17 protein-coding genes are annotated in these 20,391 nt (G+C 64.8%); 10 read left to right on the forward strand and 7 right to left on the reverse strand.

All coding sequences use genetic code 11. From position 1 onward, the window contains the following. The first annotated feature begins 9 nt into the window (after positions 1-9). The 4 genes from ACVZTU_RS12415 (at position 10) to ACVZTU_RS12430 (ending at position 5,617) form a co-directional block, all read left to right on the forward strand. Positions 10-999, forward strand: coding sequence for an ABC transporter permease (locus ACVZTU_RS12415; RefSeq protein ID WP_181271646.1), 990 nt, complete (start codon positions 10-12; stop codon positions 997-999). Continuing rightward, entirely contained in the window at positions 996-1,994 is a 999-nt protein-coding gene (locus tag ACVZTU_RS12420) for an ABC transporter permease (protein ID WP_139468866.1), read from the forward strand. The genes ACVZTU_RS12415 and ACVZTU_RS12420 overlap by 4 nt, the downstream gene beginning before the upstream one ends. Before the next feature lie 143 nt (positions 1,995-2,137). Next, positions 2,138-3,811, forward strand: coding sequence for an ABC transporter substrate-binding protein (locus ACVZTU_RS12425; protein WP_139468867.1), 1,674 nt, complete (start codon positions 2,138-2,140; stop codon positions 3,809-3,811). 3 nt (positions 3,812-3,814) lie between these two features. Beyond that, complete coding sequence (locus ACVZTU_RS12430; RefSeq protein ID WP_139468868.1) at positions 3,815-5,617, forward strand: ATP-binding cassette domain-containing protein; 1,803 nt, start codon at positions 3,815-3,817, stop codon at positions 5,615-5,617. Positions 5,618-5,805: 188 nt separating this feature from the next. On the opposite strand, the gene ilvC is transcribed toward ACVZTU_RS12430, so the two are convergent. The 3 genes from ilvC to ACVZTU_RS12445 all read right to left on the reverse strand — a co-directional run bounded on the left by ilvC (position 5,806) and on the right by ACVZTU_RS12445 (position 9,390). Next, entirely contained in the window at positions 5,806-6,837 is a 1,032-nt protein-coding gene (gene ilvC, locus ACVZTU_RS12435; protein WP_101544534.1) for a ketol-acid reductoisomerase, read from the reverse strand. A 106-nt stretch (positions 6,838-6,943) separates the two neighbouring features. After that, positions 6,944-7,459: an acetolactate synthase small subunit gene (ilvN, locus tag ACVZTU_RS12440; RefSeq protein ID WP_139468869.1), complete on the reverse strand. Its 516-nt coding sequence runs from the start codon at positions 7,457-7,459 to the stop codon at positions 6,944-6,946. Further along, the gene (locus ACVZTU_RS12445; RefSeq protein ID WP_139468870.1) at positions 7,456-9,390 is read right to left on the reverse strand and encodes an acetolactate synthase large subunit; all 1,935 of its coding nucleotides are present in this window, start codon (positions 9,388-9,390) and stop codon (positions 7,456-7,458) included. The genes ilvN and ACVZTU_RS12445 overlap by 4 nt, the downstream gene beginning before the upstream one ends. A gap of 371 nt (positions 9,391-9,761) precedes the next feature. Between ACVZTU_RS12445 and ACVZTU_RS12450 the strand changes: the two genes are divergently transcribed. The 3 genes from ACVZTU_RS12450 (at position 9,762) to ACVZTU_RS12460 (ending at position 14,057) form a co-directional block, all read left to right on the forward strand. Further along, positions 9,762-11,552, forward strand: a complete 1,791-nt coding sequence (locus ACVZTU_RS12450; protein WP_248283983.1) for an ABC transporter ATP-binding protein — start codon at positions 9,762-9,764, stop codon at positions 11,550-11,552. Next, positions 11,549-13,369: an ABC transporter ATP-binding protein gene (locus tag ACVZTU_RS12455; RefSeq protein ID WP_139468871.1), complete on the forward strand. Its 1,821-nt coding sequence runs from the start codon at positions 11,549-11,551 to the stop codon at positions 13,367-13,369. Before ACVZTU_RS12450 ends, ACVZTU_RS12455 begins: the two co-directional genes overlap by 4 nt. 124 nt (positions 13,370-13,493) lie before the next feature. Further along, a complete protein-coding gene (locus ACVZTU_RS12460) occupies positions 13,494-14,057 on the forward strand; it encodes a hypothetical protein (protein WP_139468872.1) in 564 nt (187 codons plus the stop codon). Here ACVZTU_RS12460 and ACVZTU_RS12465 read toward each other — a convergent pair. Then, on the reverse strand, positions 14,047-14,661 hold the full coding sequence (locus ACVZTU_RS12465) for a protein-L-isoaspartate O-methyltransferase family protein (RefSeq protein ID WP_248283984.1): 615 nt from the start codon (positions 14,659-14,661) through the stop codon (positions 14,047-14,049). The two genes, ACVZTU_RS12460 and ACVZTU_RS12465, sit on opposite strands and share 11 nt — an antisense overlap. A 90-nt stretch (positions 14,662-14,751) precedes the next feature. Here ACVZTU_RS12465 and ACVZTU_RS12470 point away from each other — a divergent pair, with 90 nt between their 5' ends. Next, a complete protein-coding gene (locus ACVZTU_RS12470; RefSeq protein ID WP_139468874.1) occupies positions 14,752-15,270 on the forward strand; it encodes an adenine phosphoribosyltransferase in 519 nt (172 codons plus the stop codon). 25 nt (positions 15,271-15,295) lie between these two features. On the opposite strand, the gene ACVZTU_RS12475 is transcribed toward ACVZTU_RS12470, so the two are convergent. Next, positions 15,296-15,748, reverse strand: a complete 453-nt coding sequence (locus ACVZTU_RS12475) for a PTS sugar transporter subunit IIA (protein WP_139468875.1) — start codon at positions 15,746-15,748, stop codon at positions 15,296-15,298. A gap of 123 nt (positions 15,749-15,871) precedes the next feature. Continuing rightward, a complete protein-coding gene (locus tag ACVZTU_RS12480) occupies positions 15,872-16,234 on the reverse strand; it encodes a PTS sugar transporter subunit IIB (RefSeq protein ID WP_139468876.1) in 363 nt (120 codons plus the stop codon). Between ACVZTU_RS12480 and ACVZTU_RS12485 the strand changes: the two genes are divergently transcribed. Then, a complete protein-coding gene (locus tag ACVZTU_RS12485; protein WP_139468877.1) occupies positions 16,222-17,592 on the forward strand; it encodes a PTS transporter subunit EIIC in 1,371 nt (456 codons plus the stop codon). The two genes, ACVZTU_RS12480 and ACVZTU_RS12485, sit on opposite strands and share 13 nt — an antisense overlap. Positions 17,593-17,724: 132 nt before the next feature. Beyond that, positions 17,725-18,546, forward strand: a complete 822-nt coding sequence (locus ACVZTU_RS12490) for an aldo/keto reductase (RefSeq protein WP_139468878.1) — start codon at positions 17,725-17,727, stop codon at positions 18,544-18,546. A 141-nt stretch (positions 18,547-18,687) separates the two neighbouring features. On the opposite strand, the gene mdlC is transcribed toward ACVZTU_RS12490, so the two are convergent. Continuing rightward, positions 18,688-20,334 (reverse strand): benzoylformate decarboxylase, encoded by a 1,647-nt coding sequence (gene mdlC / locus ACVZTU_RS12495; protein ID WP_139468879.1) that lies wholly within the window; start codon positions 20,332-20,334, stop codon positions 18,688-18,690. Positions 20,335-20,391 lie beyond the last annotated feature (57 nt).

Genomic DNA, 20,391 nt, shown 5'->3' on the forward strand with positions numbered 1-20,391 from the left:
AAGCAGAACATGGCTCAAGCACCACCCCCACGCGGTCAGCGCATCACCGTCTGGACGCGCCTGAGGCGGTCCCGTCCCGCCATGATCGGCCTCGCGCTCGTCGTCTTCTTCGTCGCCCTCGCTGCGCTCGCTCCCGCATTCTCTGCGATCACCGGCAACAGCCCGTATGCCTACAACCCGGATGCACTCGGCCCGGACACAGCCCCGACCGGACCATTGGGCGGGGTAAGTGCTCAACACTGGTTCGGCGTCGAACCCCGCACGGGCCGAGATCTCTTCGCCATCGTCAGCTATGGGGCGCAGGTGTCACTGCTCATCGGTCTTGCCTCCACCGCGGTGTCCATCATGGTCGGCGTCGCCGTCGGTCTCATCGCCGGCTTCTACGGTGGAGTCGCTGACCGTCTGCTCTCCAGGCTGACCGACATCATCTTCGGCTTCCCGTTCCTCATCTTCGCCATCGCATTGTCCGCAACGGTCCCGGCCAGCGTCCCCCGACCGCTGCTGCTCATCCTCGTCATCGGGTTCTTCGGCTGGCCGTCGATCGCCCGCGTCGTCCGCAGCGAGACCCTGTCCTTGCGGGAGCGCGGATTCGTCCGCGCCGCCGCGGCGCAGGGCATCGGCAGCGGCCGCATCATCATCCGCGAGATCATTCCGAACATCCTCGCCACCATCATCGTCTTCACGACAGTGTCGATTCCGGGCAAGATCGGCGCCGAGGCGGCGCTGTCCTTCCTCGGCGTCGGCGTCAACCCGCCCACTCCGTCATGGGGCCGGTCGATCTCCGATGCCATCAGCTGGGTCCAAGTCGACCCGATGTATCTCATCTTCCCCGGAATGGCTCTGTTCCTCGTCACGCTCGGATTCAACATGTTCGGCGACGGGCTCCGCGATGCCCTCGACCCGTCCGAGGCTGAGGCCTCGACAACCACCAGCACCGAGGCGGCCCCCGCGGCTGCTCCCGTCTCGACTGATCCGCTGAGCGCGGGAGGGCAGGCATGAACCGCACGAAATTCATCCTCATGCGCCTCCTCGGCGCGGCCTTCGTACTGCTCATCATCGCCGCTGCGTGCTTCGCGATCTTCTACCTCATGCCTGCGAACCCGGCACAGTATTCGTGCGGCAAACCCTGCTCCCCGGAACGTCTGGCCGAGGTCGAGCGCTATCTCGGCGTCGATCAGGCCTGGTGGAAGCAGCTCTTCGACTTCCTCGGCGGCATCGTCGGCGGGCGCACCTATGGTGAGGGCGCGGCCGCAATCCACTGCAACGCACCCTGCTTCGGGTATTCGTTCCGTCTGCGCGATTCGGTCACCGATCTCGTCATCGACCGCCTGCCGATCACGTTCTCGCTCACCCTCGGAGCTGCGGTCCTGTGGGGCGTCGGCGGAATAGCCGCCGGTCTCATCGCCGCTCTCAAACGCGGAACTGCCGCCGACAGCACGGTCATGGGCGCCGCCATCACCGGCATCTCCGCACCGACCTATCTGCTCGGGCTGCTCGGCATCCTCCTCTTCGGCTTCACCCTCAACGTGCTGCCGATCGGCGGCTACGTGCCGTTCACCGAGAACCCCGGAATGTGGGCCTTCCACCTCATCCTGCCGTGGATCGTGCTCGCCATCGCCAACGGCGCCATCTATGCCCGGCTCACTCGCGGACAGATGCTCGAAGTGCTCAGCCAGGACTTCATCCGCACTGCCAGGGCCAAGGGACTGTCCGAAACGACGGTGATCGGCAAACACGGCCTGCGCAACCTCGTGGTGCCGCTGACGACGCTCTTCGCCATCGATATCGGCGGACTCCTCGGCGGGGCCGTGATCACGGAGAAGGTCTTCGGGCTCGGCGGAGTCGGGACTCTGCTGCTCGAAGCGGTGTCGAACCTCGACATCCAGGTCATCGTCGGTGTGACTCTCTTCGCAGCCGCCGTCGTCATCATCGCCAACCTGCTGGCCGATCTCAGCTATTCGCTGCTCGACCCGCGAATCAAGGCCGTCCGATGAACGGTGACCGGCCGATGAGCACCGCACACGAACACATGCGCACGGGGCCGCCTCGGCGGCGATGTCGATACCAGCTCTCTTCCTCATTCGTCTCTTGACCGACTTCGCGACGCAGTCAGCGCCGCACATCTGAAAGGCACACCATGAAACGCGCAGCACTCATCGCCGCCACCCTGTCCTTGGGTCTCGTCCTCAGCGGCTGCAATGCCAACCCTGAACTGAACAAGGACGGCGGGGAGTCCAACACCCTCGGCGAGACGCACAAGGGAGGGACGCTCAACATCTTCTCCGACGCCCCGGACATGGACTTCGATCCGGGCAAGAGCCAGGGCCTGGCGATCACGTCCCTGTCGTTCGTCCACCGCCGCCTGACCACCTGGGACATCCAGCCAGGCAAACAGGCGAAGGTCGTCCCGGATCTCGCCACTGACACCGGTACAGCCAGCGACGACGGCAAGACCTGGACCTTCACGCTGAGGGACGGGCTGAAGTACGAAGACGGCTCGGAGATCACCTCGGCCGATATCAAGTACGGCATCGAACGCTCCTTCTCCACCGAACTCTCCGGAGGGCTCAGCTATCACAAGACGCTGCTTGAGGGCGGCGATGACTATGCGGGCCCGTTCAAGGGCAAGGAGCTCAAGTCCGTCGAGACTCCTGATGAGAAGACGATCGTCTTCCACCTCGATTCCTCGTTCGGCGACTTCCCGTGGATCGCGTCGATGCCGGCCTTCTCCCCCGTGCCCGAGTCGAAGGACGATCCGGGCAAATACGGCCTCGATCCCATCGCATCGGGTCCGTACAAGGTCGAGTCGAACAAGTCCGGTGCCGAGGCGGTGCTGACCCGCAATGACAATTGGGATGAGAAGACCGATCCGGTGCGTACCGCCGGCCCCGACGAAGTCGTCTTCAAACTCGGTCAGGATGCTTCGGTGACTGCGCAGGCGCTCATCTCCGATTCCGGGGATGCGAAGAACGGCTTCTCGGCAAGCTTCGTGCCCGCTGCTCAGCTCGCCCAGGTGCAGAACGATCCGAATGCGAAGTCGCGTCTGGTCACCTCGGGCCCCGGAGCTTTGTCATACCTGGCGATGAACAACGATTCGAAGGGACTCGACAACGTCAAGGTTCGTCAGGCGATCAACTATGCGGTGAACAAGGACACGTTCCGCATCGCCGCCGGAGGCGAGATCTCGGGCGACTTCGCCTCGACCCTCATCACCCCAGGCATCCCCGGACGCGTCGACTACGACCTGTACGAGGCGAAGCCGGAAGGCGATGTGGAGAAGGCGAAGTCCCTGCTCGAGGAATCCGGAGAGAAGCTCGGTGACCTCAGGCTGCTCGTCGCCAATGACGCCACCTCCGTGTCCGAAGCAGAAGCTGTCCAGGAAGCACTGGCACGCGCCGATATCAAGGTGACCATCAAATCCGTCGACTCGAACACCTTCTCCGCCGACGCAACGGATGCCAAGGGCGACTACGATCTCGCCCTGAGCTCCTGGCAGCCGGACTTCCCATCGGCAAACGGCAATATCGCTCCGCTCTTCGACTCCTCACAGATCGGCAACGGCAACTACAACATTTCGCACTTCTCCGATGAGAAGGTCGATGCCCTCATCAAGAAGGCCACCGAGACCGTCGACCCGACCGCAGCTCAGAAGGTCTGGGCCGAGGCCGACAAGGCGATCATGGAGCAGGCGCCGATCGTACCGCTGACCTATAACAAGAACTCCTACCTGCACGGGTCGAACGTGGAGAACTTCGTCATCGGCGACTTCCCCGCCTACCCGGTCTACTTCAAGGCATCGCTGAAGGGCTGATCCATGGTTGCCGATTCTGCGCCGTCGCCTGAGACCGTTCCGACTGACCGCGCTGCACTGTCCTATCGTGACCACAGCGTGTCGTTCGGGCCCAAGGTCATCACCCGTGAGGTGTCTTTCGACCTCGTTCCCGGCCGGATCCTCGCCCTCGTCGGCGAGTCCGGTTCGGGCAAGTCCGTGACCGCACTGGCTGCACTCGGCTTGGCAGGAAGCGCGGAGCAGACGGGGTCCGTGCTTCTGAGCTCTGCGGGCCTAACCGGTACAGCTGCAGACAGCCGTGAACTCGTCGGGCTCGACCCCACTGGGCTGCGCGGAGTGCGTGGGGCGGAGATCGGCGTCGTCTTCCAAGAGCCGATGAGCGCGTTCAATCCGATGTTCCGCCTCGGTCATCAGATTGCCGAGGCGGTTCGTGCTCACCGTCACCGCGCGGGCTCTTCGCCGGGTGGAGCAGAACCCGCTGGAGGTGCGGAGGCGACGGCCGGTGCCGCATCTGCTGCCGAAACATCGGTGAGAGACCGGGTACGAGCCCAGTTGGTCAAGGTCGGCCTCGACGACCCGGACCGGATCATGCGAGCCTATCCGCATCAGCTCTCGGGTGGTCAGCTGCAGCGAGCGATGATCGCCTTGGCGACGGTCAATGCCCCGCGTGTGCTCATCGCCGACGAACCGACGACGGCTCTCGATGTCACGGTCCAGACGGGCATCCTCGACCTTCTCCGCTCCCAAGCGACTGAGGAAGGGCAGGCCGTCCTCCTCATCACCCACGATATGGGTGTCGTCGCCGATATCGCCGACGAAGTGGCCGTGATGAAGAACGGTCGCATCGTCGAACAGGGCAAGGTCGACGAACTGTTCTCGGACCCGCAGGAAGAATATACGCGCCAGCTGCTGGCTGCGGTCCCCCGCCTCGGTGACTTCGGATCTGGAAGGTCGAAACCGGAGACCGGTTCATCCAGCGCTCCGGATGCATCGACAGCACCAGATGGATCAACTGCTCCGGCAATCGCCGCCGAGCTCAGATCTGCCACAGTCGTGCACAGGAGCTCGGCGGGCCCGGTCACCGCGATCGAGGGCATCGACCTGCAGATTCCTGCCGGTTCGATCACCGGACTCGTGGGCGAATCCGGTTCCGGGAAGTCGACGATCGCCACTGTCCTCACCGGCGGGCAGAAGCTCAGCAGCGGTCAGGTCTTCGTCGACGGTCAGGCCGTGTCCACCCGCCCGAACCGGGCTCAGCGACGTCGCCGCGCCGATATCGGTGTGGTCTTTCAGGACCCACGCGGCGCACTCAATCCGCGGCGGACCATCGGTTCTCAGATCGGCGAGCCCCTGCGGGTCCATCGTCGCCTCGATTCTCACACGATCGACGCACGCGTGGCTGCGCTCCTCGACGATGTGCAGCTGCCCGGTGACTTCGCCGAGCGCTATCCGCACGAGCTCTCCGGTGGTCAGCGTCAGCGTGTGGCCATTGCGCGGGCACTCGCTCTGGATCCGAAGCTGCTCATCGCCGATGAGCCGACGTCCGCGCTCGACGTTTCGGTCCAACGCGGGGTGCTGCGTCTGCTGGCCGAACTCCACGAGGTCCACGATTTCGCCTGTCTGTTCATCAGTCATGACCTTGCAGTCATCGAGCAGCTCGCCTCCACCGTCGTCGTGCTCAGGCATGGAGCGATCGTCGAACAGGGCACGAGCGCTCAAGTGCTCACTGCGCCCCAGCAGGCGTATACGAAGGAGCTCATCGAATCCGCTCCCCTGCCGGATCCGCAGATCCAAGCCGCCAGACGCGCTGCCCGGCTGGCCGCCTGACCGGGCGAGCCGGCTGCCAGAGCGACAGCACCGGCCGTCTGACCAGCCGAGATCTGTGAATGTGAAGGAGCCCTGGACACCGAATGGTGTCCAGGGCTCCTTCTCTCAGCTCTCCCAGCTGGGGCGGTCACAGCATCGCAGCGTTGGGGCCGCCTCGGCGAGGTTGAGACTCAGCCGATGATTCCGACTCAGCGAGCGGCAGTGCCCTCGGTGTAGTCGTCGTCGGAGTCCTTGAGCCATGCGAACATCTTGCGCAGCTCGCGACCGGTGGATTCGATCGGGTGCTGCTCTTCCTTGGCACGCAGCTCCTTGAACTCCGGTGCGCCGTTCTTCTGGTCGTTCATGAAGCGCTCGGCGAACTTTCCGTTCTGGATGTCGTCGAGGACGCCCTTCATGTTCTCCTTCACCTCGGGGGTGATGACCCGCGGGCCGGAGACGTAGTCGCCGTACTCAGCGGTGTCGGAGCAGGACCAACGCTGCTTGGCGATGCCGCCCTCGACCATGAGGTCGACGATGAGCTTGAGCTCGTGGAGGACCTCGAAGTACGCGATCTCGGGCTGGTATCCGGCCTCGGTCAGGGTCTCGAAGCCGTACTGGACGAGGTGCGAGACACCGCCGCAGAGCACGGTCTGCTCACCGAACAGGTCGGTCTCGGTCTCCTCGGTGAAGGTGGTCTTGATGCCGCCGGCGCGCAGGCCGCCGATGCCCTTGGCGTAGGACAGCACGGTGTCCCAGGCCTTTCCGGAGGCGTCGACCTCGACGGCGACGAGCACGGGCACACCGCGGCCGTCGACGAACTCACGACGAACCACGTGGCCGGGACCCTTCGGTGCGACCATGATGACGTCGACGCCCTCGGGAGCCTTGATGTAGTCGTAGCGGATGTTGAAGCCGTGGATGAACACGAGGGTCTTGCCGGGAGCCAGCTGATCCTTGATCTCATTGTTGAAGATCTCGGCCTGAACCTGGTCGGGTGCGGCGATGGTGATGACATCGGCCCATGCGGCCACCTCGGCGGGGGTGCCGACCTCGAGGCCCTCTGCCGTGGCCTTGTCGCGGCTGGCCGAGCCTTCCTTGAGGCCGATGCGGACTTCGGCGCCGGAGTCGCGCAGGCTCAGCGAGTGGGCGTGGCCCTGGCTGCCGTAGCCGATGACGGCGACCTTCTTGCCCTGGATGATCGACAGGTCTGCATTGTCGTCGTAATAGCGTTCTGCTGCCATAGTTCTAGCTCCTTCGGGTTACGGGGTGATGTCCCCATTGTTTCACAGTTCGGTACTGCTGTTCACGTATTGAGATGAGCGGGGTTCCACAAGTTGGAACGCGAAATCAGCCACGCAGTGCGCGGTCGGTGATCGACTTCGCCCCGCGGCCGATGGCCACGGTTCCCGACTGCACGATCTCCTTGATCCCGAAGGGTTCGAGGACCTCGCGCAGGGCTTCGACCTTGCCGAGCTCACCGGTGGCCTCGATGCTCACGGAGTCGGGTCCGACGTCGACGATCTTCGCGCGGAACATCTCCACCGCCGAGGCGACCTGGGGTCGTGTGGCCGCATTCGCCTTCACCTTGTAGATGATGTGCGCACGGCGCACCGAGGACTCAGGTTCGAGTTCGACGATCTTGATGACGTTGACGAGCTTGTTCAGCTGCTTCGTCACCTGTTCCAGCGGAACGTCGTTGACGTCGACGACGACGGTGATCCGGCTCAGCTCCTCATGTTCTGTCACACCGACGGCGAGGCTGTGGATATTGAAGCCGCGGCGGGCGATGAGCCCGGTGAACCGGGTGAGCACGCCGGGCTTGTTCTCGACCAGGACAGAGAGTGTGTGTCGGCTGCTGTTCATTCCAGGCCTCCTTCGATCTGAGCCACGGAACGCACCGTGCCGTCTTCGTTCGCTCCGGCCTCGGCGATGGCAGCCTCGGCCTCCTCTTCGCCCTCTCCGTCGAACTCGGGACGGATGCCGCGGGCGTACTCGATCTCATCGTTCGACACGCCTGCCGCGACCATCGGCCACACCATCGCATCCGGTGGGACCGTGAAGTCGAGGACGACCGGTCGGTCATTGATCGACAGCGCCTTCTCGATCGCGGCGTCGACATCCTCGTTGCGGTCCACGCGGATCGCCTCACAGCCGTAGGCTTCGGCCAGTTTGGCGAAGTCGGGGATGCGGATCGTCTCGTGCCCGGTGTTGAGGTCGGTGTTCGAGTAGCGGCCGTCGTAGAACAGGGTCTGCCACTGACGGACCATGCCCAGCGACGAGTTGTTGATGATCGCGACCTTGATCGGGATGTTGTTGAGCGCACAGGTGGCCAGCTCCTGATTCGTCATCTGGAAGCAGCCGTCACCGTCGATCGCCCACACCACGCGGTCGGGCTGGCTGACCTTCGCACCCATGGCCGCGGGCACGGAGTAGCCCATGGTGCCGAGCCCGCCGGAGTTCAGCCAGGACTTGGGGCGTTCGAATTCGATGAACTGAGCGGCCCACATCTGGTGCTGCCCCACGCCTGCGGCATAGACCGCCTCGGGGCCGGTGAGCGCAGAGATCCGGGAGATGACGTACTGCGGATCGCACAGTTCGCCGTGCGTCTCATAGCCGAGCGGGTAGGTCTGCTTGAGACGGTTGAGGAAGCGCCACCACGGTTCGCGCTGGCGCTCCAGAGCCTTGGGGAACTTGCTGCGCATCTCTGCGAGCATCTCGGCGAGCACTTCGCGGGCATCGCCGACGATGGCGACATCGACCTCTCGGTTCTTGCCGATCTCGGCCGGGTCGATATCGGCGTGGATGACCTGGGCGTTCGGCGCGAACGAGTCCAGCTTGCCGGTCACGCGGTCGTCGAAGCGGGCACCGATGGCGATGAGCAGGTCGGCCTTCTGGAAGGCGGTGACGGCAGGCACGCTGCCGTGCATTCCGGGCATGCCCAAGTGCAGCTGATGCGAGTCGGGGAAGGCTCCGCGCGCCATGAGCGTGGTGACCACGGGGATGTTCGTGGCCTCTGCCAGGCGCAGCAGCTCCTTCTCGGCCTCCGAGCGGATGACTCCACCGCCGATGTAGAACACCGGGCGCTGAGCCTCGGACATCAGGCGTGCGGCCTCGCGGATCTGCTTGGCGTGCGGCTTGAGGATCGGGCGGTAGCCGGGCAGCACCGGCTCTTCCGGCCAGACGAACGGGGCCGTGCCGGTCTGCGCATCCTTGGTGATGTCGACGAGCACGGGGCCGGGACGGCCGGTGGTCGCGATGTGGTGGGCGTTGACGAGCGCCGCCGGAATGTCCTCGGCACGGGTGACGAGGAAGCTGTGCTTGGTCACCGGCATCGTCATGCCGACGATATCGGCTTCCTGGAAGGCGTCGGTGCCGAGCAACGATGAGGCCTGCTGACCGGTGATCGCGAGCATCGGCACGGAGTCCATGTGCGCATCGGCCAGGGCCGTGATGAGGTTCGTCGCGCCCGGACCCGAGGTGGCGATGCACACGCCGAGCTTGCCCGATGCGGCCGCATAGCCTTCGGCCGCGTGGCCGGCGCCCTGCTCGTGACGGACGAGGATGTGACGGATCTTGTCCGTCTCGAACAGCGGGTCGTAGGTGGGAAGGATGGTTCCGCCGGGAAGCCCGAATACCGTGTCGACCTCGAGCTTCTCGAGGCTGCGGACGATCGCCTGTGCGCCGGTGAGGACCTCCGGCCCGGTGTTGCGGCGAATGCTGGACGGTGTGGCTGTGACCGGTGCGGACGCGGGTTGAGTGCCCGTGTCTTTCGCGGTCGAGGGCTTGGCTGCCATCGATTCCTATCCTTCCTGGGTTTCCTTCTCATCTCCGCATTAAAAAAGCCCCTCCGGATTCGGTAGGGGCGCGCGGAACGTGTCGTCTCGACAGGCTACGGAAGATCCGCGCGCTGGGTAATAACGACGACAAGAAGGTGAGTCATGCCTCAATAGTTCCCCGCAGCACTCGAGGGTGTCAAACCTCGCAAACGTTCGTCCCGACATTCGAGACCGACGATGATTGCCAGGCGAGACTCGCCGAGGCGGCACAGCGTCCCCATTCCCCACCGCCGTTCCGCTCGACCTCAATTTTCAGCGCACAGAGAAACGGGAAGCCTGTTTGCCGGATTCGTGGAATAGATCACAGTCTGCGACTAGGCTGGATTCTCGTGCGCCCCCTCCTCCGTTTCTGGCCTGACCTCCGCTCCCGCATCGGCGTGTACGTCCTCGTGCTCGTCCTCACTCTCCTGGCCAACGGAATCCAGCTCATCGTCCCCGTGATCACCGGCTACATCGTCGACGGACCCATCGCCCACCGCGATCTGTCGGGCCTGTGGCTGCCGGTCCTCGGGGTCCTGTTCATCGGCATCGCCGAGGCTGTCGGGATGTGGGCACGGCGCATGGTCGTCGCTCCCGTCGTCTCCCATTGGGAGGTGACGTGGCGTTCGCGCCTGTTCGATCGTCTGCAGTACACCTCGGTGGCGATCCACGACTCCTGGGAGTCCGGCCAGCTCCTCTCGCGCGCGGTGAATGATCTGTCTCAGCTGCGTCGCTTCTTCGCGTTCGGGCTCCCGTTCCTCCTCTCCACACCGATCGTGCTCGCCGTCGGCACGGTGATGCTCGTGATCATGCAGCCCGTCTTCGGTCTGATCATGATCATCATGGCAGTGCCGGCGATCATCGCGGTCGCCGTCTTCGAGAAGCACTATCGGGAGACCTCCCGTCGGTCGCAGGACACTATGGGCGAACTGACCACCGACGTCGAGGAGTCCATCCAGGGCATCCGCATCCTCAAGTCGTTCGGACGCTCCCCCTGGGCCGCCGAGCGCTTCTCCGAGATCTCCACCCGGCTGAAATCCTTGGAGATCCGCAAAGCGAAGCTCGACTCCTGGCTGTGGAGCGTGCTCCTGCTGCTGCCGACCCTGGCTCAGGCCGCGATCGTCGCCGTCGGCACGTGGGGTGTCATCGAGGGCTGGACGACGATCGGCACGGTCGTGGCGGCCGTGACGATCTCGATGGTGCTGCGGATGCCCATCGAGATGCTCGGCTTCCTGCTCGCCGATGCGCTCATGGCGCTGACCGCCGCAGGACGGTACTGGGAGGTCATCGACATCCGCCATGACATCACCGATACCGACGGCGGTGTCGACGATGCTCCCGAAGTCGGCCACTACCGCGGGAAGCTGCGCTTCGACGACGTCGATTTCCATTTCTCTGATACCGAGCGACTGACCCTGCGCGGTCTCGATCTCACCATCGAGCCCGGTCAGACTCTCGCTCTCGTCGGGGCAACCGGCTCGGGGAAGACGACTCTGGCGTCTCTGGTGCCCAGGCTTCAGGACGTCTCTGCCGGCACGGTGAGCATCGACGACGTCGATATCCGAGACATGCCGGTGAACGAGCTGCGTCACCTCGTGTCCGTATCCTTCGAGGACCCGATCCTGTTCTCGACTTCCGTGGCCGAGAACGTCGAGATGGGTTCCCCGGGCGCGGGCGAGGAAGAGATCTGGGAGGCCCTCGAGATCGCGGCGGCGAAGGATTTCGTCTCCCGACTGCCCGATGGTCTGGATACGCAGGTCGGCGAACAGGGACTGTCGCTTTCCGGCGGTCAGCGTCAGCGCCTCGCTCTGGCTCGTGCGGTCATCGGGCGTCCGCGCATCCTCGTTCTCGACGACCCGCTCTCGGCCGTCGACGTCGACACCGAGGATCGGGTGCAGCGGGCCCTGCGGGAGATCCTGCCGGATTCGACGACTCTCATCATCGCCCACCGCCCATCCACAGCGGCATTGGCCGATGTGGTGGCGGTGCTCGACGAGGGCCGGATCGCAGCGCTCGGCACCCACGAACAGCTGCTCGAGTCCTCGAAGCTCTACCGCGAACTCATGGGGGCGAGCGCGAAAGCCGATGCACACACGTATCCGGGTGCGGCCGCCTCGGCGAAGGAAGGAGGGACACCATGAGCATGCCACGTCTCGACAGCGACGACGAGATCGAGTCGCTGCCGCCGGACATTGCGAAGAAGGCCCGCACCCTGCTGATGTCGCTGGTCAGGCCGCACCTGGCGATGGCCGTCTTCCTCGCCGTCATCGTCGTGCTCACGGCTGCGCTGATGGTCATCGGGCCGGTGTTCATCGCTGATGCCCTCGATCGAGGTGTGCCCGCAGCCATCGACGGCGATATGGATCCCCTGATCCGGGCGGTCACGCTCTTCGTGGTCTCAGCAATCGCCTCGGCGATCTTGGCGTTCACGTCGACCAGGCTCGTCGGGATCACCGCTCAGCGGATCCTCTTCACCCTGCGCGAGCGGGTCTTCACCCATGTTCAGCGTCTTGACCTGGGTTATCACGAGAAGTCGACCTCGGGTCGGCTCGTGTCCCGGCAGACCTCGGACATGGAATCGGTGCAGCAGTTCCTGTCGTATTCGCTCTTCGACACGGCGCTGGCGGTGCTGCAGATGCTCTTCATCGCCGTCACCCTCGTCGTCCTCGATGTGCCGCTGGCGATCGTCGTCTTCGCTGGATTCGTGCCGCTGTTCTTCATCACGAAGGCGGCGCATTCGACTCAGCGCAGCGCCTACCGGCGTACGCGGACGTCGATCGCGAAGGTCATCGTCCACTTCGTCGAGACGATGGGCGGCATCCGCGCCGTGCAGGCGTACCGGCGTCAGCCCGAGCGGCGCGGGACCTTGAGCGATCAGGATGCCCGGTATCGGGATGCGAACACGGATGCCCTGCGCGGAGTGGCCTGGTTCGCCGGGTGGACGCGGCTGATCGGCAACGTCACGCAGACGGTCATCATCGTCATCGGTGCGTGGCTCGTTATCGAGGGGTGGACGCAGATCGGCGTGCTCGCCGCCTTCATCCTCTACCTGCGTCGTTTCTACGGTCCTCTCGATGAACTCGTTCAGGCTTTCAATCTCTACCAGTCCGCCTCGGCGGCGCTGGAGAAGATCGCGGCGGTGCTCGACACCGACCCCGAGGTGGTCGAACCGACCCAGCCGCAGGCTCTGCCTGCGCACGCAACCAGTGACGCGGCTGCCAGCGGTCGTGCCCTCGATCTCGACGACGTCCGCTTCGCCTACTCCGACGGCCCCGACGTCCTCCCCCGCTTCGATCTCCACATCCCGGCGGGACAGATCGTCGCGCTCGTCGGCGCCACCGGCGCGGGCAAGTCGACCCTGGTCAAGCTCGTCACCCGCTTCTACGATCCAAGCGTTGGACGGATCACCCTCGACGAGGTGGATCTGCGTGACCTCGACGATGCACAGCTGCGATCGTCGGTCGTCATGGTGACGCAGGAGTCGTTCCTCTTCGCCGGCACCATTGCCGACAACATCCGCATCGGCAATCCGGGCGCCAGCGATGACGATGTCGTGGCGGCCGCGACCGCGGTCGGCTTGGATGCGTACATCCGCCGGCTGCCCGAGGGCTATGCCACGGATGTGAAGAAGCGCGGCGGCCGGTTGAGTTCTGGCCAGCGTCAGCTCGTGTCCTTCGCCAGGGTGTTCCTCGCCGATCCGGATGTCGTCGTCCTCGACGAGGCGACCGCGCACCTCGACATCCCGTCCGAGCGGCTGGTGCAGAACGCCCTGGCCACGGTGCTCGAAGGCAGGACAGCCATCATCATCGCCCACCGCCTGTCCACCGTCGAGATCGCCGACCGCGTGCTGGTCATGGAATCCGGTCGGATCATCGAGGACGGCACACCCGACGAACTCATTTCCGGCACAGGGAAGTTCGCACAGCTGCATCAGGCCTGGCGCGACTCACTCGTGTGAGGTCCTCCCGTCCTCCTGCCGTCCCACTTCCGTCCCTTCACCATCACCAGCGTGGTCGACTCATCAGTTCCAGCAAAGTATGTTGCTGTATATAAGACGAGTCGAATCGACGAGGAGGACGCCCTTGGTCACTGGATCGGATAAGGAAGCTGCGGCCGAGCACCCGACCGACGCCGAGTCCTCAGCAGAAACTGAGGTCAACGCGACCGGCACAACCAACGAGACTGACGACGCCGCCGACGAACGACGGATCATCGGAGACGCCGTCGCCCTCGGATTCCTAGTCGGCCGGGCGATGGCCGCGGTGGTGGGGATGCTGCTGATCGCTTCTGGACTGTGGTTTGCGGGGCTTCTCCTCATCTTTGTGACCAATCTCGATCTGCCGCGCGCAGCAGCCCAACGCCACCTGCGCAAACACCGAGCCGAACTGGAGATTCCGTCGCTGAAAGAATTCGAAGCCACGACGCTGTCGGGCATGCTGAGTGGGGCTGGTCTCATCATTGCAGTTTGCGCATTGGCCATCACCCAAGCACTTCTCGGCCACCCGATTCTCAACTGGTCGTGGAGAGCGTTCACCGACGGAGTGGACCTATTCATATTGGTGCCACTCGTCGGTTTTGCGCTCTTCATCATCATCAATTGGTTCATCCGCTGGCGGAAGCGAAGCAGTGGTGAGGTCACCCGATGATCAGCGGCACGAACCGATACCGGCCGTGACGAGTGATCGTCAGCTCGTCGGAGCCAGGACCGTCTCGAACGACGCGGAGCATCTCCCCTGCGACGGGAATGACCATGGTGGCGCCGACGGTCAGCTGATCGACGAGCTGGTCGGGCAGTGATTCTGCCCCGGCGGAGACGAGGATCCGGTCGAACGGCGCCTCAGCAGGGAGACCGAGGACACCCGGAATGGCTTCGTGGATGGTCACCTCGGCGAGGGTCTCTTGGTCTGCGGGATCGGCGGTGACGGCTTCGATGGCCGCCCGCGAGGATTCGACGAGCCCGGGATGGCGTTCGACCCCGAGCACCCGCCCGGCCGGACCGACGAGGACGGCGAGCAACATCGAGGTCCACCCGGACCCCGATCCGAGGTCGAGGACGGTGTCCCCCGGCTGCGGATCAAGCAGCCGGAGCATGTCCGCGACGGTGCTCGGCTGCGAATTCGTCTGCCCCAGCCCGATCGGCAACGGAACGTTGTCGGAGGCATTCTGTCGTTCTGCCACTGGCAGGAACGGTTCGCGCGGAACCCGGGCGAATGCCTCGGCGATTCGATCGCGCGTCGCATCCGATGTCACTGCTCCTCCGATCCACGACGGTCTTCTGTACCCTCCCATTGTGCCGATCCGCGCTGAGGGCACAATGGCGTCACCGAGTATCGTTGTGCCGTGACTCAATCTGATCTCGGCCGCGCCCAGAGCCTCATCACCTCAATTCCTGACTATCCCGAACCGGGAGTTGTCTTCCGCGACATCTCCCCGCTGCTCGCCGATGGTCCGGCGATGCGGGCCGTCACCGAGGCGCTCATCGAACCTTTCGCAGGTCAGTTCGATATCGTCGGCGGGCTCGAGGCCCGTGGCTTCCTCTTCGCGGGTGCCATCTCCGCGATGACGGGAGTCGGAATCCTGCCGATCCGCAAGGCCGGAAAGCTCCCCCGCCCAGCGGCTGCTGTGTCGTACACGCTCGAATACGGCCCTGCCACGATCGAAGGTCCCGATGTTCTGAAGGAGGGCGAGCGCGTGCTGCTCATCGATGACATCCTCGCCACCGGCGGAACGCTCACAGCGGCCCAGTCCCTGGTCGCCGATCTCGGCGCCGAGGTCATCGGCTCAGCCGTCGTCCTTGAGCTCACCGCGCTCGGCGGACGCGAGCATACGGGCGAGGTTCATACCCTCTTCGCGGAGTGAGACGCCTCAGCTGACTCGGACGTCCTCAGCCGATTCGGATGAGGACGTCGCCGGCCGAGATCGGCCCCGCCTCGGCGAGAGACAGGTCTTCGGCGTCGGCTTCGAGAACGACGACCGGAACGACCACGGACTTCGCCGCTTCACGGGCGGCGGCCAAGTCCCAGACGACGATCTCTTCGCCGGCCTCGACCTGCTGCCCGGCCTCGGCACGGAGCGTGAAACCCCCTCCCTTCAGGTGAACGGTGTCGATGCCCAGGTGGACGAGCACACCCTGATCGGGTCGGTGGGAGATGACGAAGGCGTGGGGTTTGAGGCTCGTCAGCTTTCCCGCGACAGGAGCTGTGACCGTCAGGGTCGCGGCCTCGCCGGGGTCGATGGCCGTTCCGGGGCCGACGAGCGCCTTTGCGAAGACGGGGTCGGGAACCTCCGTCAATGGGATCACCGTGCCGGTGATGGGTGCAGCGATCGTGACTGCCATAGCCAGCAGGCCGCCTTTCTCCAAAATCAGTTGTACTTCGCCTAGACTGACCTCAGACTACAGACAAGGATCACTGTCGACCAGCAGATGCTCATCGGCGAGCAGAGGAGACGAAGACGTGACTCAGCCCATGAGGTCTTCGATGTCATCGACGAGGTTGTCGGCCTCCGGACCGACGACGACCTGGACCGCGCTTCCCTGCACCACCACACCGAAAGCACCGGCTGCCGTGAGCGCCTGTTCGTTGACGAGAGAGTCATCGTCGACCTCGACGCGCAGGCGAGTGATGCACGCTTCGATGTCGTCGATGTTGTCGGCACCGCCCAGTCCGGCGAGGATCTGTGCTGCTTTGTCCATGTCTGTCACCTTCATCTCCGGCGTCCACGCGCCGGCGTCGATTTCACGTTCTGCGATCTGCGTCACAAGTCTACGGCGACTCGTGACCGACGGCCCCACTTCCGAGGAGGAATCCGATGACCACCGCATCCGCTGAGGCACCGAAGAAGCGCAGGAAGGCGATACCAGGGTTCGCCCAGCTCCAACGCGTCGGGCGCTCCCTCATGCTCCCGATCGCCGTGCTTCCGGCCGCGGCCCTGCTCATGCGCTTCGGCCAGCCGGACATGCTCGGCGCCGAGGGACTCGGCCAGTTCGCGGACTGGTTGCTGCCGGTGGCGACGGTCTTCGCGGCCGCCGGTTCGGCTCTGTTCGACAACCTGCCGCTGATCTTCGCCGTCGGTGTGGCCATCGGCTTCGCGAAGAAGGCCGACGGCTCCACGGCACTGGCCGCCGTCGTCGGCTATATGGTCCTCACCGGAGTCTTCACCGCCATGGCTCCGGGCTTCGGCTCGGACAACGGTGAGGGCGAGAACGTCATCAACTTCGGAGTGCTCGGCGGAATCGTCGTCGGCATCATCACCGCCCTGCTCTATCAGCGCTATCACCGGATCAAGCTGCCGACCTACCTCGGCTTCTTCGGCGGTCGCCGTTTCGTCCCGATCGTCACTGCGGTCGCGTCGATGGTCATCGCCGTGATCATGGCGCTCATCTACCCTGTCTTCGACGCCCTCATCAACAAGGGCGTGGGCGGCTTCCTCATGGAGCACGGAGCCAACCCGGGCACAGGCTTCGTCTTCGGCACGATCAACCGTCTCCTCATCCCCTTCGGACTGCACCATCTGCTGAACAACCTGCCCTGGTTCCAACTGGGTTCGTGCACCACCTCCTCGGGGGACACCGCACACGGCGACATCACCTGCTTCTTCTCCGGTGTGGACGGCACGGCCGACTGGACGGGGTCATTCATGACCGGCTTCTTCCCGATCATGATGTTCGCGCTGCCGGCCGCGGCCCTGGCGATCTATCGCACCGCCCACCCGAAGCGCCGCAAGGTCGTCGGCGGCATCATGCTCTCGGTGGCGCTGACCGCCTTCATCACCGGAATCACGGAGCCGCTCGAATACGCCTTCGCCTATGTCGCATTCCCGCTCTACGCGGTCCACGCCGTGCTCACCGGCACATCTCTGGCATTGGTGAATGCGCTCGGCATCAAATCCGGATTCGGCTTCTCGGCCGGTGCGCTGGACTATCTGCTCAACCTCGGACGAGCGTCGGAACTGTCCGGCGGCATCGGGCCGGTCCTGCTTCTGCTGGTCATCGGCCTGGCCTATGCCGTCATCTACTACTTCCTGTTCCGGTGGGCGATCATCAAGTTCAATCTGCACACCCCGGGCCGCGAGGACGAGACCGACACCGGCACCGGTGCTCCTTCGGTCTTCGACGAAGCCCAGATCGCCGCCGAAGAGTCCACGGGCAAGAAGCGCGCACAGGACGAGGGCAGAAGCTGACCGTCCATGGAATGCTCCGGGGCCCGGTGACGTTATACGCTCGGTTCGGTGCCCTCACCGGGTGCCGAACCGGCGGACCCGATCAGCCTCGGATCCGTCCTGACCAGTGCATACGTGACGAAAGGCGGCACCATGACGGTTCCCACACTCACTCTCAACGACGGTAAGACGATCCCCCAGCTGGGATTCGGCGTCTTCAAGGTCGACCCCGACGAGACCGAACGCATCGTCACCGACGCCCTCGAAGTCGGCTACCGCCACATCGACACCGCTGCCGTCTACGGCAATGAGGAAGGCGTAGGCCGGGCCATCGCGAAGTCCGGGATCTCCCGCGACGAACTCTTCGTGACGACCAAGCTGTGGAATGACCGCCACGGTGCGGAGGAATCCAAGCGGGCCCTCGGAGAATCCCTGGAGAAGCTCGGCCTCGACCATGTCGACCTCTACCTCATCCATTGGCCGACCCCGGCGAACAAGAACTCCGTCGAGACCTGGGAGGCCTTCCCCGGCTACCGCGACCAGGGCCTGACCACCTCGATCGGCGTCTCGAACTTCGACCACCGCTTCCTGCCGGAGATCCTCGACACGGGCATCATCCCGGCCGTCGACCAGATCGAGGTCCACCCGCAGTTCCAGCAGGTCGAGACCCGTCCGCTGCTCGCCGAGCACGACATCAAGATCGAAGCCTGGGGTCCGCTGGGCCAGGGCAAGGTCGACTACGCGAACACCGTCATCGGTGAGATCGCCGCCGCCCATGAGAAGTCCTGGGCTCAGGCGATCATCCGCTGGCACTTGCAGAAGGGTCACGTCGTCTTCCCGAAGTCGAACAACCGCGACCGCATGGAGCAGAACTTCGACGTCTTCGACTTCGAACTCACCGACGCCGAGGTGGCAGCCATCGACGCGCTCGAAAACGGCGGCCGCGTCTCGGCCGATCCCGCCGAGGTGAACTGACCCGTTCAGGTTCGACCAAAACCTCGCCGAGGCGGCCCACCCCGACCAACGATCGTGACCGACGTGGCCGGTTGGGCAGTCAGGTCGACCAATGACGAAGCCGCCGGAGAGTTCCGACTCTCCGGCGGCTTCGTCGTTCTGTCACGCCACCGTCCGCCCGTCGACGCCGAGGACGACGGCGTCGATGAGCACCGGTCCGTCGGCCTGCAGCGCTTCACGGTAGGCCGCGTCGAACTCCTCGCGAGTCGTGGTCCGGCTGGCCGGGACACCGTAGCCCTGCGCCAACGACACGAAGTCGATCGTGCCCAGGGTCAGCCCCGGTGTGTCAGGGACGCCCATCCGTTCGGCGAATCCGGAGAGCGCACCGTAGCCGGAGTTGTTGACGATGATGAAGATCGTCTTCGTGCCCAACTGGGCGGCCGTGTACAGAGCTGTGAGCCCGTAGTTCGCCGACCCGTCACCGACGGTGGCGACGATGGTCTTCTCCGGGTCGCCGATCGCCAAACCCAGCGCGACCGGCAGCCCGAAGCCGAGCCCTCCCGAGGCCGGGAAGTGGTACATGCCCGGCCTGTCGATGACGATCCGCTCGAGGTAGTCGAGGTCGAGGGTGGTCGTCTCATTGACGTACACGACGCTGTCGTCGACATGATCGTTGAGCACGGCGAGCACCTCGGTGCCGGTCATTCCCTGCTCTGACCGCGGCGGGGAGGTGACGATTCGAGACCCACGGTCGCCTCGGCGAGTTCCTCGATCCGTCGTCGCTGCAGCGAGGTCGGCGAGCGCGGTCGCGACGTCCGCGACGACGGCGCGGCCGAACGGTGCCCGTGTCGCCTCACGCGGGTCCTGGGTGATCTGGATGACCTCGGTGCCCGGCGCCAGATAGTTCGCCGGCTCCCAGCGGTGGTACCGGAACGTGGCGGCTCCCATAACGAGCACGACGTCGTGGCCGGACAATCGGTCGCGCACCGATCGGATGCCCGGAACCAGGACGCCTTCGAAGTTCGGATGGGTGGTCGGGAACGGGCACCGCGTTGGTGAGGGTGCGACGTAGACGGAGGCGTTCAGGCGTTCGGCCAGCACCATTGCGTCCTCATAGACCGTCGGATCAGCCACTGCGGCGGCATCGACCTGCGGGCCGAGGACGAGGGCAGGGTTCTGTGCCCCGTCGAGGACGTCCGTGAGTTCGCGGCGCAGCGACTCCGGCATGGTTCCTGCCGTCGTCACCGAACGCTTCGCCAACAGTGCGTCGTCGGGTAGTGCCGGTTCGTCCCAGTCATCGAGCGGAACGGACACATAGACGGGACCACTCGGCTGGGTGGTTGCCTCGAGTGCCGCCTGCGACAGCGTGCGCGGCACGTCGGTGGCCGACAGCGGCTCGTGCGAGTACTTCACCAGCGGGGCGGGCAGCATCGAGGCATCGACGCTGGCGAGCATCGTCTCCTGACCGACGGTGCGGCGCACCTGCTGACCTGCGAGGACGACCAGCGGAACGTGGCCGTAGTGGGCGTTCGTCAACGCCCCCATGCCGTTGCCCGACCCCGAGGCGGCGTGCAGATTCACCAACGCCGGCCCTCCCGTGGCCCGTGCGAAGCCTTCGGCCATACCGACGACGACTTGCTCGTGCAGACCGAGGACGAACCGGAAGTCGTCGCCCAGTCCTGCGAGGAACGGCAGTTCGTTCGATCCCGGATTTCCGAAGATCGTCGTCATCCCGTGGGCACGGAAGACCTCCAGACTCGCGTCGAGGACTGTCTTCTCTCCGTCGTCTCTGTCGGATTGGTCGACCATTGTGCCTCTGCTTTCGTTCATAGTTCTCGCACGGAGGAGCCGAGTTGTGTGGCGCCT

The organism is Brevibacterium sp. OS20 (assembly GCF_056837565.1).

Coding starts and splice junctions, on each gene's coding strand:
- ACVZTU_RS12415 (WP_181271646.1), top strand. CDS start 10: ATGGCTCAAGCACCACCCCCACGCGGTCAGCGCATCACCGTCTGGACG.
- ACVZTU_RS12420 (WP_139468866.1), top strand. CDS start 996: ATGAACCGCACGAAATTCATCCTCATGCGCCTCCTCGGCGCGGCCTTC.
- ACVZTU_RS12425 (WP_139468867.1), top strand. CDS start 2,138: ATGAAACGCGCAGCACTCATCGCCGCCACCCTGTCCTTGGGTCTCGTC.
- ACVZTU_RS12430 (WP_139468868.1), top strand. CDS start 3,815: ATGGTTGCCGATTCTGCGCCGTCGCCTGAGACCGTTCCGACTGACCGC.
- ilvC (WP_101544534.1), bottom strand. CDS start 6,837: ATGGCAGCAGAACGCTATTACGACGACAATGCAGACCTGTCGATCATC.
- ilvN (WP_139468869.1), bottom strand. CDS start 7,459: ATGAACAGCAGCCGACACACACTCTCTGTCCTGGTCGAGAACAAGCCC.
- ACVZTU_RS12445 (WP_139468870.1), bottom strand. CDS start 9,390: ATGGCAGCCAAGCCCTCGACCGCGAAAGACACGGGCACTCAACCCGCG.
- ACVZTU_RS12455 (WP_139468871.1), top strand. CDS start 11,549: ATGAGCATGCCACGTCTCGACAGCGACGACGAGATCGAGTCGCTGCCG.
- ACVZTU_RS12475 (WP_139468875.1), bottom strand. CDS start 15,748: ATGGCAGTCACGATCGCTGCACCCATCACCGGCACGGTGATCCCATTG.
- ACVZTU_RS12485 (WP_139468877.1), top strand. CDS start 16,222: ATGACCACCGCATCCGCTGAGGCACCGAAGAAGCGCAGGAAGGCGATA.
- ACVZTU_RS12480 (WP_139468876.1), bottom strand. CDS start 16,234: ATGCGGTGGTCATCGGATTCCTCCTCGGAAGTGGGGCCGTCGGTCACG.
- ACVZTU_RS12490 (WP_139468878.1), top strand. CDS start 17,725: ATGACGGTTCCCACACTCACTCTCAACGACGGTAAGACGATCCCCCAG.
- mdlC (WP_139468879.1), bottom strand. CDS start 20,334: ATGGTCGACCAATCCGACAGAGACGACGGAGAGAAGACAGTCCTCGAC.